7 protein-coding genes are annotated in these 14,667 nt (G+C 56.3%); 4 read left to right on the top strand and 3 right to left on the bottom strand.

Annotated elements, in window-relative coordinates:
- Nucleotides 1-99: 99 nt before the first annotated feature.
- Nucleotides 100-3,831, bottom strand: coding sequence for a tetratricopeptide repeat protein (locus Fuma_RS01810; RefSeq protein ID WP_077022624.1), 3,732 nt, complete (start codon nucleotides 3,829-3,831; stop codon nucleotides 100-102).
- A 234-nt stretch (nucleotides 3,832-4,065) separates the two neighbouring features.
- Entirely contained in the window at nucleotides 4,066-8,142 is a 4,077-nt protein-coding gene (locus Fuma_RS36105; RefSeq protein WP_083732523.1) for a peroxidase family protein, read from the bottom strand.
- 339 nt (nucleotides 8,143-8,481) lie between these two features.
- Here Fuma_RS36105 and Fuma_RS01795 point away from each other — a divergent pair, with 339 nt between their 5' ends.
- The 3 genes from Fuma_RS01795 (at nucleotide 8,482) to Fuma_RS01785 (ending at nucleotide 12,764) form a co-directional block, all read left to right on the top strand.
- Nucleotides 8,482-11,166 (top strand): serine/threonine-protein kinase, encoded by a 2,685-nt coding sequence (locus Fuma_RS01795; protein ID WP_077022623.1) that lies wholly within the window; start codon nucleotides 8,482-8,484, stop codon nucleotides 11,164-11,166.
- Nucleotides 11,153-11,578, top strand: a complete 426-nt coding sequence (locus Fuma_RS01790) for an ATP-binding protein (protein ID WP_083731726.1) — start codon at nucleotides 11,153-11,155, stop codon at nucleotides 11,576-11,578. The genes Fuma_RS01795 and Fuma_RS01790 overlap by 14 nt, the downstream gene beginning before the upstream one ends.
- 157 nt (nucleotides 11,579-11,735) lie before the next feature.
- On the top strand, nucleotides 11,736-12,764 hold the full coding sequence (locus Fuma_RS01785) for a hypothetical protein (RefSeq protein WP_145943912.1): 1,029 nt from the start codon (nucleotides 11,736-11,738) through the stop codon (nucleotides 12,762-12,764).
- A 29-nt stretch (nucleotides 12,765-12,793) separates the two neighbouring features.
- Here the strand turns inward: Fuma_RS01785 and Fuma_RS01780 are convergent, their stop codons facing one another.
- A complete protein-coding gene (locus Fuma_RS01780; RefSeq protein WP_077022620.1) occupies nucleotides 12,794-13,435 on the bottom strand; it encodes a sigma-70 family RNA polymerase sigma factor in 642 nt (213 codons plus the stop codon).
- A gap of 351 nt (nucleotides 13,436-13,786) precedes the next feature.
- On the opposite strand from Fuma_RS01780, the gene Fuma_RS01775 reads away from it, so the two are divergent.
- Entirely contained in the window at nucleotides 13,787-14,464 is a 678-nt protein-coding gene (locus Fuma_RS01775; protein WP_077022619.1) for a hypothetical protein, read from the top strand.
- Nucleotides 14,465-14,667: the final 203 nt, after the last annotated feature.

Here is a 14,667-nt window from a genome sequence, read left to right as displayed (position 1 = left end):
GAAGTCGGGCTGTCAACAACGTTTGCCGGTAGAGCGTGGATCACCACAATTCCAACAGGCTTGGGTATTCTGCGAAAGAGATTCTGCCGTCAGCGCCCCTCAAGAAAACACATCGTCAATCAGTGATTTGCAGCGATCACGTTTAAATTCAGCGGCGGCTTCCAGCATGAGTTGATCGAAGCCTGCTTGATCGAGCCGCAGTTGTTGAGAGGCAAACGACAAATTTTTCATGACAGGTTTTGCATAGGCAGATCCGATCGCTGCCAGAATTTGATAGGCAATGCTCATTAGCAGCACGGCTGTCCGATGCTTCTCACGCCCCCAGGCAGTTGCACCGATCTGATAGATCGTCGCAGCCTCGCCAGCGCGGTTTCCGATTTGCTGCTCGATTTCAAGTGATCGGACACACTTCTCGCGGGCACTCGCGTAATCGCCTTCTTTCAGGTCGATGGTCGCCAACTGATGCCACGTTCCGGCCTCGCCGGAGCGGTCTCCGATTTGCTGCTCGATTTCGAGTGATCGGCCAAACTTCTCCCGGGCACCCGCGTAATCGTCTTCGCGAAGGTCGATGGTCGCCAACCCATGCCACGTCGCGGCCTCGCCGGCGCGGTTTCCGATTTGCTGCTCGATTTCGAGTGATCGGCCAAACTTCTCGCGGGCACCCGCGTAATCACCTTCGTTGAGGTCGATGCTCGCCAACTGATGCCACGTTCCGGCCTCGCCAACGCGGTTTCCGATTTGCTGATTAATTTCGAGTGATCTACCAAAGTTCTCGCGGGCACCCGCGTAATCGCCTTCGTTCACGTCGATGGACGCCAACCCATGCCACGTCGCGGCCTCGCCGGAGCGGTCTCCGATTTGCTGCCTGATGTCGAGTGATCTACCAAACTTCTCGCGGGCACCCGCGTAATCGCCTTCGTTGAGGTCGATGCTCGCCAATTGATGCCACGTCCCGGCCTCGCCGGCGCGGTCTCCGATTTGCTGCAAAATCCCTTGGGCTCGGGCATATTTCTTCCGCGCGCCCGAGTACTCTCCTTCATTCATCTCCACACAGGCGAGGTTTGCCAACACGGATGCATGTTCTTTCTGGTCCGCTCCTGAATCACTGAATTCGCACGCCAGTGCATCTTCGTACAACTGCCGGGCTTCCTTCCAGTTGGACAGCGATTCCTCAACGTTGGCGAGATGATGAAGGCATTCTGCGTTGAACTCGGTTTTCGGCAAACCGCGGGTTTCGATGAATTCGCGGACCTGCAGCATGATGCGGCGGGCTTCTTTAAAGCTTGACACGCGATAGTGCTGCCGTGAGAGATGCAGACTCGACCAGCGGCACAACTCCACCGCATCAGCCGCGGCTGCGTGGTGGCGGCACGATTCCAGTTCTGCGGTTATGGACACTCGCAGCTCGGGTTCGCGGTCTCGTTTGTAGGCGTCCTGCCAAAATTCGGCCAGTGAAAGGTGGACAGCAGTGGTGTCTGTGGCAGAAAGACGGTCGGGGTGTGTCAGCCAACCGTGCCACAGGGAGGGTGTGTGGTACAGCGTGGGCCCGTCAGCGTCCGGCAACTGAGTTAGCAGCCCATAGTCTTCCGCCAGGGAAATCGCATCGTCCAATGCTGCCGATTGATCACCCAGCAGCAATTCCAGTCCGTCCAGTGGCAATGGCAGTTGGCTTACTGATAGTCGACACAGCAGTGTGCGAGCACCGTCGGACATGCGGTCGAACAGTGTTGGCCCCAGAATGTCGGTCAAATATTTGTCGCGTTCCGCTTCTAATTGGCCGGGTGCATGGTCCGGATGTTGAGCGAAACCTGCGGCCAGGGATTCCAGCTCGACATTCAGTTCTGCAGCGGTGAACTTTTTCAGGAGTCCGCGGACCACATCCAGAAACCGAGGCGTCCCGCTGACCAAAGGAGCCGCCTTCCGCACCAGACTCATGGGCAATTCGCCATTGCGAATGCGTTTCGCAACCGTGGCATCTCGGTTGAAGAATTTCAGAATCTGATGCTCTTCAAAATCACCCAGTCCTTCGGTGATGCGAACACTCTGATCATTCCGTGGTGTGTCATCGGGAATGTATCGTGATGTGATGAACGCTCGCGAACCTCGCCGCAAACCAGACGTGAGTTTTTGGTAAAAAGCCGCCAAAGCCGGATCGACAATCTGCAGGGTGTCGAAGTCCAGCACGTCTTCCAGGTTGTCCAGCACGATCAGCAGTTTTGAATCACACTGGCGATCATTCAGCCACACAACCGCCATCTGCAGTTTGGTGCCGTCGTCCAGATCGGGATCGTTAAAAATCTCGGTCGCCTTGTCTTTGGATAAGGCACCGCCCGCAAGGAATGCCAGACGCAGATCGTTCAACAGTGTCTGCACCACGCGAGCACCACAGTCGGCCGCTGTTTCTTCAACCCCACGAGCCTTTTGCCGTTCGAACTTGACAGACACGATGTGGAAGCCGGTGGATTCCAATCGATTGGCCACTCGAGTACACAGCGTGCTTTTGCCCTGGCCGCCAATGCCCGTCAGCAGCACCACGGTGATGTTTCCGTCTCGAAGTGGCGGAATCAACGTCTGCTGTTCGCGTCGACGGCCGATGAATCCATGTCGCAGTCCGATCACGCCGTTGGGCAGTGTTTCGTAACGTGTTTCGGGGCCGCGATAGTCTTTTTCTGGCAGGCTGGCATCAAACAGCCGATCAATGGGGGGATTTTCACCGGGTGTGGCACAATACAACTGCGGCAGCACGAAGGTGGCATCCTGAGATTCCGGTTCTTGTGCGGTGGCAGATCGGCGACCTTCGCGTTCGATCTTCAACCGAGCCAACGCCATTGCCGCCGGAATGGCTTCGCCGCCTAGGATTTCTCGATAAAAGGTTTCGGCAAACACTGTCGCCAGATCGTCAGCCACCGGAGCCGCCCAGCCAACGGCCAGTGGCAATCCCGCTTTCACCAGCGACTGGCAGAAACCTGCGACGTCTGCCTGAGCGGTCTCGCAGGCATTCAGAAAGACGCACTGCACGCCGCTTTGTTTCAGAATCGGCACCAGATCAGCCGCCGACCTGGGATCGGTTTCGCCTCGTTCGCCTTCGAAACAAAACGTGCCTATACCGTTGTCCTGAAGTTTGCCGTGCCCCGACAGATGCACGATCTGCGGTTTAACCTGCTTAATCAGTGACTTGAGTTCTTCCAGACTGCCCATTTCGCCGACAAAGATGCGAGCTCCCTCCAGCGTGGTTACGGCGGTCAGAATGGTGTCTTCTTCTTTTTCGTAGTCCAGCGGCTTTTGATCAATTGGCGATGCGGCCATGAATAAAATTCGCAGTGGCCCCGCTGGTGACGGTTCCGGAACAGCAGATTCGCCGATCGGAGTCCGATAAACGGCCCAGCGTTTGTCGCAGCCAACTGCTGTACCGCCGTTGCCCAAAGGAAGCAGTTCCCACGGCAGATTCAAAGCTTCGGACTGTTCAGAACGAATGACCAATCGGCGGTCCGCGTCTACTGACTCGTCCAAGTGTGCGTTCAACTGGTCTCGCAGATCGCCCCCGGCAATGTCCAGCAGTCGATTTCCCAGGTCGTTGAGAACCCCGTTGGGAAATAATGGACGGACGCCAAAACCATCGGCCGTCGTGCGGCCAAAGACACGTTCGAACTGCTTCGCGAAGTCTCGGACCGACTTGACCGCATCCGCCTGCAGTTCGATTGCTTGACCGACGGAACTTCCGTCAACGGACCACTCGGCCAGCCACGGTGCATCGTGCGGCGTTGAAGTGTCGTTTTCATCTGAAGCGGCAACAGCCTGGTTCGGGCTGATCGTAATGGCAAGGTTTGGCATGCTCCAATGCTAACCATCAAACCACACAGGGGCAACCTGTTGGCAAGTGGGGTCAACGCACATTTATCTGGGGACGCGAGGTGGGCCATGAAGCAGAAGAGAGGACATTGTACTTATCAAGAAACGTAGAACGTTTTCTTATTGCTTTTTATTGTCTTCTGTCCCCTTATTGTCTTCGTGGTGATTCCGGACCGATGCCCTACCTGGCAACGGAACGAAACGAATCAGGGCTGACTACCTGCGTCGTTGTTCAGCATTGCCCGATAGATCGTCGAGGTTACCAGCGGCGAAAAACGGATCGAGGGCACTCATCGATTGCACAGAATTCTCTTCGGCAGCAGCAGTCGGCACTGATCGCCGCTGAGCGCGTTGTGCAATCCGCTTTGGAGTTTCGGGGGGCTGAGCCGATTCACACTCTTCACGGGCCGACGGCACACGAACGGCACGGCCAAACTTCTCGCGTTTCGCGATTTCCCTCTCACGACGATCATCCGGCCGATGGTCTTCCCGCGAATGGTCGTCATGGTCGTCGCCAGTGCCATCGACGATATCCACTCGGAAGTTCACATCATCCGAGACGTGCACGTTGCCTACACTGTCGGTGGCCACTATGACAACTCGCCAGGCCCCCGTCATTTCCATGGCCAGCCCGTTGACGTCAATGAGTTCGCTGCTGATGGCAATGTGATCGGTATTCGCCGTGCCGCCAACAACAAGCGTGTCACCTGCATCGTCGCCACTTTCGATCGAGATCCCACCAGGCAAGTCGGCCGCAGTCAGACCTTCGACCACAATCCGGTCGGCCTGACCGTTCAAGCCCACCACCATGATGCGTTCCATATCGGCCAGTGACTGACTACTGACCACTGTCTGGGATTGATTATCAACGACTTCAAGGTTGCCATCGACAGCTTGAATCGTGACGTCGTCAGACCCTATTTCGGCGAGGTCCAGACGGGCCACAGTCGGGGCAAAAAACACGGTGTCCTGCAGGCCGGTGATATTCGTGTTGCGTTCGATCACATCAGCCAGAGTCGTACCATCGATTTCGGCCAGCTCGTCGCCTGAGAACACGTTCTCGTACCAGAATCGATCGCCATCGCGGAGCCGTTCGAACTGATCAATGATGATCATCGAGAATGTTTCCCCCATGCTGGATCCCGGCAAATGATCTTCGGCAAGACCGCCCACCCACAGGTCGATGTTGTCGACCGTGCCGTACAGGTCTTCCAGCTTCGCAGCGACTTCCGGGTCGGACGAGATGTCAGAAAAGCTTTCCACAGCATCCAGCCCCAACGCAACTCGGGTGGAATTGTAGTCGGCCAAGCCGTGGTCGCGGCCGCGTTGGATATTTAGCGACGCCAGGTCGAATCCGCCCGATCCCGGTGCACCGAACAGGAAGTTGCGAATGTCATCCACGACTTCGTTGTCCAGTTCCTGAGCGACGTTTACTGTTGCTCCACGCAGAAGCGAATCAATTCCGTTTTCTTCCAGTTCGCCTGGATTGAAGAACGCGTTCAACAGGGCAAGATTGCCTTCGTCGGCCACGTCGCCGTTTTCGTCAAGCCGCAGCAATTCAGAAGACAACAGCGTGTGCCCAAAACGATATGCTGCTGTTGAAAATTCATTCGCGATACTTGGATCGACCGTGGAATCGTAGCCTGCGTAGTTGCTGATGGCGTCGGTTCCGAACAGTGCTGGCAGGAATTCATTAAAGGTAATCGCCTGCAACTCAGCGCTGACGATCTGCCGTGCCTGTTGGTACAGTTCTTCGTCGGTCAGATCCGGGTTCTCGGCGGCCAACTCTGTGGCAATGCGATTGTGTTCGCGCACCCAGATCGTCTGCATGGCGGTGAGAGCGACGTTTTCGTTGGCTCTAACGTCACCGGCCAAAAACAGCGAATCAAAAGGGCCACCCGCGTTGTCGAGTCCTGCTTCGTTGTAGGGCAGTAGATCGCCTTCGCTGGTCTTCAGCAGTCCGCCTTCGAATGTTCGCAGCTCGGCAGCCCGCTCTTCATCAGAACCGTAGATCACTGAGCCGTCAATAAACGCGGTAATCTGATTCACCTGCTCGCGAACGCCGTCATCCCCTTCAACATAAGCAGAGCGGCTGAAGTCGATCACGGCCTCACCAGTCGCAGTAGGGTCGAAGAACACATCTCCGGCTGGCACTTCAATCGGAATCGATTGCTCTGGATTCCCCTCATCATCCAACGCGGTTCCGGTCAGATCGATGTCGTGATCGATGAACTGGCCCCACACCCAGAAAATATCTGTCAGGTATCGATCGTTCGTTTCGGATGTTTCTGCGGCAGCGATCACGTTACTGACTTCGCGAGCACTCGGCCGATCTTCTCCGGCGGGACTCGACACACCGTCGCCGTAGTCTGCGTCAGCCAGCCTCAGCAACTGGGTGTTGGTGCTGCCGAGTTCCGGGTTGTCGATGTTGTTGCCTGTGCCATCAATCGATGCAAACTCACTCGCACCCGTAACTGGGGATGCGACACCAAGTGCATCGAATTCAGCAGCGACGGCAGCGGCAACAGACTGACCAACTTCCTGACCGACAAGGTCATCGAAGTCGAAGTGAATACCCAGGTAAACTCGGCTACGTCCGTTTTCCGCCATCGCTTCGCTGAACGAATCAAAAGACCGAGTCGCGTCGTCCAGATCCAGTCCATAAGCGGCCTGCAGATCGGGATCTGCAAGCAGGATTTCCAATTCGGTGGAGGTCAGCTCAAAGGAAATGTCATCCGTTCCATAGAAATCCTGAAGCGTCCCGAACAACGCTCCGCCAAAGGTGGCATGGCCGGAAATATAAGTCGGAAACTGAGGAGTGAACCCAACGATATCGCTATCGCCATCGGGAGCCCCCAAAGCGGTCCATTCGGTGTCGCCTTCGGTCAGCGGGTTACCGTCGTTGTCACCGGCATGGATGGCCGTAATTGGACGCCAGAACTCTTCGCTGAACTTCGTGTCCCAGGCCACAATGGCGGCGTCAGCCATGGCGACCGAAGCCCGAGCGAACAAAGCGGCGTTTTGCTCAAAGCTATTGCCTTCCTGACTGGCGATCTGTATCAGCACGTCGTTGTACAGTGATAGCGGCGTCCCCAGTCCCTCGCGATCGTAGGCCCAGAAAAGTCCAGCCTCAGTCTGGTCCGCCGTGCGTACGGTACTGTCGACAGAGCCAAGTTCCAAAACTTCGTTGTACGAATCAGCGTAATCTTCACTGGACAGCGGTGGAGTTGTGTGCGGAGCGAAGTCATCCGTGGATGAAATCGCAAACGTTTCAAGTTCGCCCCAGACAGGCCCCCAAACCGGAACGTCGGGATTCAGCGGATCCACCTGAAAAGATCCGACAGCGTCCGTGCCCACGTAGACGTCCGTCGCATCCCAACCGTCGTCGGCTCGAGTCGCGACAATGCTGTTGCCAATTGCAGTTCCCAAAGCGATGCTGGCATCCGCGTCGGGGTTTTCCGCGATGACACTGTCAAGAAACGCGTCGATCATGGCCTGCTGATTCGGGTAGAGCGAACTGAGCACTGTGTGAGCCGCTTGAGACGCGACGACATCGGCCGAAACGCTTCCAGACGTGTTCAGGATATCGCTGTCGTAATCATAGAAAATGCTGTCAGGGTTTCCCGCCGCGATGGAGACAGCGTCGTAGATCGCCACATTCAACATGGCCATCGATCGCGACGCGTAGCCGGGATTCTGATTAATGTTGTCGGCGATCAGTAAGTCGCCGAAGAGATTATTCCACTGCAGAACAACGTCGCTTTCCGCAGCGATCGAATCTTCGGCATCGACATTGTCGACGTCCGTCGCATCGACCGACGTCATAATCATTTCTGTTTCAGTGACCGTAACAGCCTCGGGTTCTACGGCCGCCTCATCGACAGCATCGTCTGTTGAATTCTGAGTGTCGGTGTCACCAGTTTCCAACGTTGAGTTGTCTTCGGTCTCCGTCGCATCGACATTCTCATCGACAGCTTCGCTTTCTTCTTCGACGGTCCCGACGCCGGACCCGTTGTTGTTTTCCGGGGCCTCGTCCCGACGTACACGATCCGCGCCGCGGTTTGGACCTCGGTGATCGTGATGCCGCCGCCGTTCACGACCGGGTTCTTCAGAGTTGTTGTCCTCATTCAAGCCTGCATCTGGCTGGGGTGCAATTCGGGCTTCGGGGGGGGCGTCAGGCATGAGCAGCGAACCCGCGGACAGCAGCAGCCGATCTTCAACCGACTCCACAGCCGAAACCCCTGATGCCTTCTTGTTCATTTTGCGACGACGGTTTGGTTTTCGAAACAGCATGATTAGCTCTCCTGCTTCTGTCGGCGAAGAAAGCGCGCAGCCCAATCGGGCGAACGGGTGCACCGCCGAACTGGTGAAAGGCAAAAATGTGAGAAGTGGGGGAGATCTGACCGAACGGTCCAGGTGAATTCGGCGAAGGCCGAAGTACACATGCCCTTCCACTTAAAACGTGCTGCCTGCGGAAACATCAAGCAAAATTCTTTTTAAGTTGGGAACCGCGATTCACCCCACGAGTCAGCGTTGAGAAACATTTCGCAATTCACACTTTTTTCAGTAGCGCCGGCAATCGTTCCGCGTTTTCACTGTTGAAGACGAGTGTTTCACAAGAGGCCATGACTGATGCTGATGAGAATCGACAACGAAGCCGCCGCCCGCGATTCGCTGACTTCCTTTAAGAACAGCGAGCAGCTGGAGGAAGCACTGGATACAGTGAAGGCTGATCTTCGTGCCGGCAAAGAACGGCCGCTTCAGCACTATGAAGTCATGTTTCCGAAAATTGCGGAGCTTATTCGTGAAGTGATGCCGTCCTTCGTAGCACTCGAACAAGTCCGAGCTAAGCAACGCGATGACGCCAGTTCCATGCAGACTCCACGACAAATTGGCAACTATGAAATCCACAGTGAACTCGGCCGTGGCGGAATGGCAGTGGTCTATGAAGCCAAAGATTCGAAGCTCGGCCGACGCGTCGCGCTCAAAGTTCTGCCATTCGCGTCCGGGTTGAAGGCGATCAGCGTTCTGCGATTCCAGAACGAAGCTCAGGTACTGGCCCAGCTCGATCATCCGCACATCGTTCCCGTCTACGATGTTGGCGAACATGATGGTTCCCGATTTCTGGCAATGAAGCTGATCGATGGCGCTCCGCTGGATGATGTTGTCACCATTGAAAGCCACCGTACTGCCGCTTCAAGCGACGATGAACTCATCGACGTTGATACTCCCACCGTCATTGAAGGCTTCGATGTACCGACGAGCGATGAATCGGTGCAACATCGGCACGACGTTCCGATGTCGATTCAACATCTTCTGCCGGTTGACCCCACCGAACGTCTGCAGTTCATCGCGTCGATTTGCGTCGATGCGGCCCGAGCACTCCATGCTGCGCACGAATGCGGCGTCGTGCATCGCAACGTCGAGCCATCGAATCTGATGCTGGATGAAGATGGCCACATTTGGGTCACAGACTTTGGGCTGGCGTTGACTCGCGACAACGAATCGATGACTCGCACAGGCGACCTGCTGGGAACGGTGCGATACATGAGTCCCGAGCAGGCTCGCGGCAACCGGAATCTCGTCGATGCGCGGTCTGACGTCTATTCGCTGGGGATCACGCTTTATGAACTGACAACGGGGCGAGCGGCATTTGAAGGGGAACCCTGTGAGATCCTGTATCGCATCGAGTCTCAGGACCTTGTCCTGCCGCGAAAACTGAACCCTGAGTTTCCACGCGATCTGCAACACATCATCCTGAAGGCAACCTCGAAAACGCCGGACCAACGCTACGAAACTGCAGAGCAGATGGCTCAGGACCTGGAACGGTTCCTCGCCGGAGAAACAACAACCGCGCGGGCACCGAAGCTTTCAGAACGAGCCGCGCGGTGGATGGGCCGTCGCCGTCGCACGGTCGCTGCCATCGCTGGTTTCGCCGCGATGACGTTTGCGGGCTCGCTGATTACGACAGCTTTGGTCTACAACGAAATGACCAAAACCGAAGCCGCGCGTGAACTGGCGGAGGCAAATTTTGAGGAAACTCAAAGTGTGGTCGATCGCTTCGGCCTGCAGTTGGACAACGAATTATCGCTGATCGAAGGCACCGATCATCTGCGCCGACGAGTTCTTAACGACGTCATTCAGCATTACCGGAGCTTCATCAACCGCTCACAGGAAAGCGGCGGATTCACGGAGCATCTGGCCGTGACACTGAACAAGGTGGCATCGCTGACCGAACGGGCAGGCACGCCCGAGGAAGCTTTGGCGGCTCATGTTGATGCGTGGCGAGCGTTCGACCAGATTGTGGCAAGCGATCCGAACAACTCAGAATGGGCCGTGCAGCTCGCACTGTGCGATAACAACATCGGATTGCTGTACGCCAAAAGCGGAAACTTCCCGGCCGCTGAGGAACGCTATACGGCTGCTCAGACTTCACTACGAAAGCTTGTTGAGGCTGACAGCACGGATTCAACTTCCCGGCGAGCACTCGGCCAAACGCTGAACAATGTCGGACTCATGTATGTCGAGCGAAATGAATCCGAGAAAGCGCTGAAGAGTTTGTCGGAAGCGCAGGCGATTCTGTTTGCGATCACGGACAGCGATCCCGGTGATGAGTTGGCTCAACGCTATCTCGCGGCCACCTTCGAAAACCTCGGCGCTGCCCATCGAACCATTTCGCCGCAGCGAGCCCGAGCAGCACACGCAGACGCCATTCGGTTGCAGCAGCAATTGGCAGACGCTCATCCAGACCGCGTGGATTTTCGACAGGAACTTGCCATCTGCTATGACAGTTTTGGCGTCCTGCTGGCAAACATGAAGGAACAGTCAGATGCTGCCAAAGCCTTCGCAACCGCAGCGGACATTCAGCAACAGCTGTTAACGACGTCGCCCGGTTCTCCGATCGTGCTGCGGCAGTTGGCGTGGAGCAGCAATCGCCTGGGACAATCGCTGGCTCGACTTGGCCACGTGTCGGCCGCCATCCATGCCCTTGGCAATTCATTGAAGTCGCAGCAACCGGTTTGTGACATCACTGCTAATAATCCACAGGATGTCTGGACGCTTGGCGGGATCTGGAACAACTACGGTTTTGCATCCGAAGGAAATGGCGATCTCATCGCCGCCGAAAACGCGTATCGCCTCGCCGTCGAAAAACTACAGGCCGCGTTCGACGAAAGCACTTCGTCAGAAAGTCAACGTGCCACACTCAACCGAGCAGGTGCGAACCTTGCTCGGGTTCTAAAACGCCAGGGCAAAGCCTCGGAAGCTAGCGCCGTACTCAACGATCTGCAAAGGGGGACCAACAATGATGATGCTTGATTATTTTCTGAACCTGAAGTTGCCAACGGATCCCACGCGGATTGTGTCCGTTCAGACGCGAGTCGACGACATGATGATCGAACACAGGTACGGAAATCGTGATCGATTTGCAGTGCGACTTAGCCTTGAAGAAGCACTTATAAACGCCATGAAACACGGCAATTCTTTTGATGCACAGAAAACCGTGCGGCTGCAATGCGTGGTCACACCGGTCCGCCTGGTGGTGGAAGTGGAAGACGAAGGCCTGGGATTCAACCCCAGCGAAGTTCCCGATCCGACAACGCCCAAAGGAGTGGGCCGCTTCCACGGCCGCGGGCTGTACCTGATGCGAAACTACATGACCCGCGTTTTGCATTCGAACGGTGGCCGCTTGGTCGTGATGGAGAAAGTCCGATCATCGAAAAAAGTCTGAGCAAAATTGTGCGAAGCGTATTCACCAACAGCCTTTAATCGGGAGTCAAACAATGTTCCACTTTCTGCAAGCTCTGCAACGCTCGATGTCACGCCCACAGCGCCGACACCAGCTGCGGAGTCGCCACGTCTCCTGCGAAACCTTCGAAACACGTCTCGTGCTGTCTGCCGTCAACGCAGTGAGCCTCATTGAAGAGTCACCGGTGGATGCTGACAACACTTCGTCCGCATCCGTATCTAATGATGTCGCGGAATCGCTTGCAGTCGCGGAATTTGTCACTGCGAACATTTTCGCACCTCAGGACGGTGCGGTTCCCCCACCACAGGAAAATCCTGCGTTTGGGGCTGGCGCGCAGCAGGACAGCAATTGGAATCCCGGCATATTTCCGGCGGGTGCATTCGACGCTTTTTGGGCTGACCAGCCCCGCGCAGGCGACGGTCCGCAGATGGATCAACTACGTCGACGTCACCCGCCGTTTTGGAATTCAGCGACTGCCGCCGCAACGGACAGTGCTTTTGAGAACGCGGATGATGCTGGCGAACAGCCGATTCCGGTCGAGGCTGACGTCCAACCGTTACCGCCTGTTGAACAATCGCATGACAGCAACAGCGACGAAGCCTCTTTGCTACTTGCCGATGGGTTCGTAGAAATCCCGCGCAGCGGGCCGCCTGCTTCCAGTTTCGGGGGCCTGTTGCAGGACAGCCTGAACTGCGATGATGCGGAGGGCCCTTCGAAGCTTCACACACCATTCTTCGACATGTCGAGGGATAATGAGGACAGCACGACCGACGACGATGATTCTGCCATCAATGCAGCGATGGCGTTCTTCAACCAGCAGTCGGAGGGTGGTTTTGTCAACGCGGACCTTGACGAACTTCAAGCAGCCGTTGGCATCGCCGGATCCCACCGTTCGGCCAACATGGCAACCAGTCTGAAAGCAGGGCTGGGGAGATTCAATCCGTTTGAAGAATCATCTCACACCACGATGCTGACAGCCGTCGAACTGCGCCACGTCGCGCAATCTGACGCTGGTCAGGATGGCGAGCACAGCGTCGGAGCGGACGCGGCGATGGCAAGCCTGATCCTGGGCGCCGTCGGTCTTCGCGGTCGCTCGTTGGAACGCATGATGGAAACGGTTCAACGCCTTGGGACTCGACTGCTATCGTTCTTCCGCTTCGCACGATGACCGACGGTAGACCGAAGCCGGAATGTCCATCACCAGGTTCTTCCCGAATCAGGATGCTGCGACATCACCTGCTGCAGCCGTTTTAATGCTCGGATATAGCGTAAGCTGGCCGTGCCCGTTTCGATTCCCAAGACTTCGGACACTTCCGTGTTCGTGAGTTCTTCAAAATTCCGGAGAGCCAGGATTTCCTGGTCGATGGGATTCATCTGCTCAAGAGCGGTCTGAATTTGTTCAATAGCTTCGGCTCGCTGAATCGCCTGGCTGGGCGACGTCAGTTGTCCGACCAGAAGTTGAGCCATCGAATATCGCGTGGATTGATCGGTGCTGCCCGAAACGTTTACGCTTTGTTCGCGCGCCGCGTCACGAGCCTGCGTTCCCAAGTGCCGACGATGCACATCATGCAACGTCTGCAGAGCCACCAAGCGCAACCAGACGTACGGCGACGCCTCAGCATCAGTCTTCGCGAAGTGCTGCAACCGCGTTTCCGCATCGATAAACGCATCCTGCAAAACGTCGTCCACATCAACCCGGCGTACAAGGCGCCGATCCAGGCGGAAATGAATCATCTGCCGCAGCCGTTCCTGGCACAGAACAAACAACTCGCCCAACGCCGCGGTGTCACCAGTGCGAAGGCGGTCAGTGATTTCGTTGGGAATTCCGTGCTGGCTCATTCTTCAGATTTTCGAGTGCTCTGGCAGTGCGACGATTGGCTGCACGGAATGATACGTCCCCGTGCTTGAAAACACATTCAACCCCGCCCGACATAGAACCCACCGTACCGATCTCAGAAATCTTATGAACTGGTGATTCTACTGCCCGCCTCAGTCGAACTTGGGCCAACCCTTTATTGTGGATCATCTCAACCAACGCGCGCCACGGGCGTGGCATCAAAGATGACTCCGCGCGTTCCGCACTTTTTGAAGAATCCAGACTACTGTGTAAGAACACGCCGGAATCTTTCGTGGGCATCGCGTTACTTCTTTCAACAGGAGTCATGTTCGTTGAGCCACGGGAGATCTGCCATGTTGAAGGACGTCACAAGAATTATTGCCATTGTTTGCGTGTTTAGCGTTCTATCTGACTTCGCCGTCGCTCAACGGGGCGGTGGCGGAGGCCCGCGTGGCCGAGCCGGTGGGCAAGGCGGACTTGGCGGTGGAGGCAATGCGAGCACGGGCGGCGGCGGGATGTGTTCAAGGATGAGTGGTTCAGCATCAAGCGGAAATCAGGGCAACGCCATCACCGGGAATTTCTTTGCGAACAGCGCTGGCGGTTCAAATTTGATGACCCCGATGGCAGGCATGAGGCAACAGCGGGGGCAGAGGTTACAGAATAATGCTGTCGCGGCTGGGGCAAATAGAAATCGTCCAACAGCCGATCAATTCGTTCGAGCGGCGAGTCGGTTTGACGCCGACAGCGATGGTGAGCTGAACGAAACGGAATTGACCGAGGTTGCAACTGCCGTCATTAACGAGCTTCGAAGTCGTCAGCATGCTTCGCCACCGCGTGCCAGCGGCAACAGATCTGTGGTGGCAGGTAATCAAGGGCGGCCGGCCAATGCGATCCCGCCGAATGCGTCAATGGAAAAACTAACCAACGCGTTTGTCAGCAAAGCGCTAAGCTACGACCGAGACAACAGTGCCACGCTTAACGCCGCAGAAACCCGAGCGCTCGCGACAGCCTTCATTCGGTCACTCAGTTAGATTCGTTTGACGCCGGTATCGGAACTCAGCCGGCGAAGACCTTCAACGACCAAACTGGATTGGTAGTGTGCGTCTAACGCCCGCAGCGTGAAATTCCGGCGCCACGCCCCGGCCGCAGATCGAATTCCTTCGTCACGCGTCGATCGCACGGATTTGCACAAAAGCAGGGCTCATTTTGCCGTCATGCGGCCTGTTCGAGGGAC

The organism is Fuerstiella marisgermanici, assembly GCF_001983935.1.
Lineage (GTDB): Bacteria > Planctomycetota > Planctomycetia > Planctomycetales > Planctomycetaceae > Fuerstiella > Fuerstiella marisgermanici.
The sequence above is the reverse complement of the archived record's forward strand: the minus strand, read 5'-3'. Positions and strand labels throughout refer to the sequence as shown.

Excerpts from the sequence above, each read along its gene's own strand:
- Fuma_RS01795 (WP_077022623.1), top strand. The coding sequence starts at position 8,482 with ATGCTGATGAGAATCGACAACGAAGCCGCCGCCCGCGATTCGCTGACT.
- Fuma_RS01810 (WP_077022624.1), bottom strand. The coding sequence starts at position 3,831 with ATGCCAAACCTTGCCATTACGATCAGCCCGAACCAGGCTGTTGCCGCT.
- Fuma_RS36105 (WP_083732523.1), bottom strand. The coding sequence starts at position 8,142 with ATGCTGTTTCGAAAACCAAACCGTCGTCGCAAAATGAACAAGAAGGCA.
- Fuma_RS01790 (WP_083731726.1), top strand. The coding sequence starts at position 11,153 with ATGATGATGCTTGATTATTTTCTGAACCTGAAGTTGCCAACGGATCCC.
- Fuma_RS01775 (WP_077022619.1), top strand. The coding sequence starts at position 13,787 with ATGTTGAAGGACGTCACAAGAATTATTGCCATTGTTTGCGTGTTTAGC.
- Fuma_RS01780 (WP_077022620.1), bottom strand. The coding sequence starts at position 13,435 with ATGAGCCAGCACGGAATTCCCAACGAAATCACTGACCGCCTTCGCACT.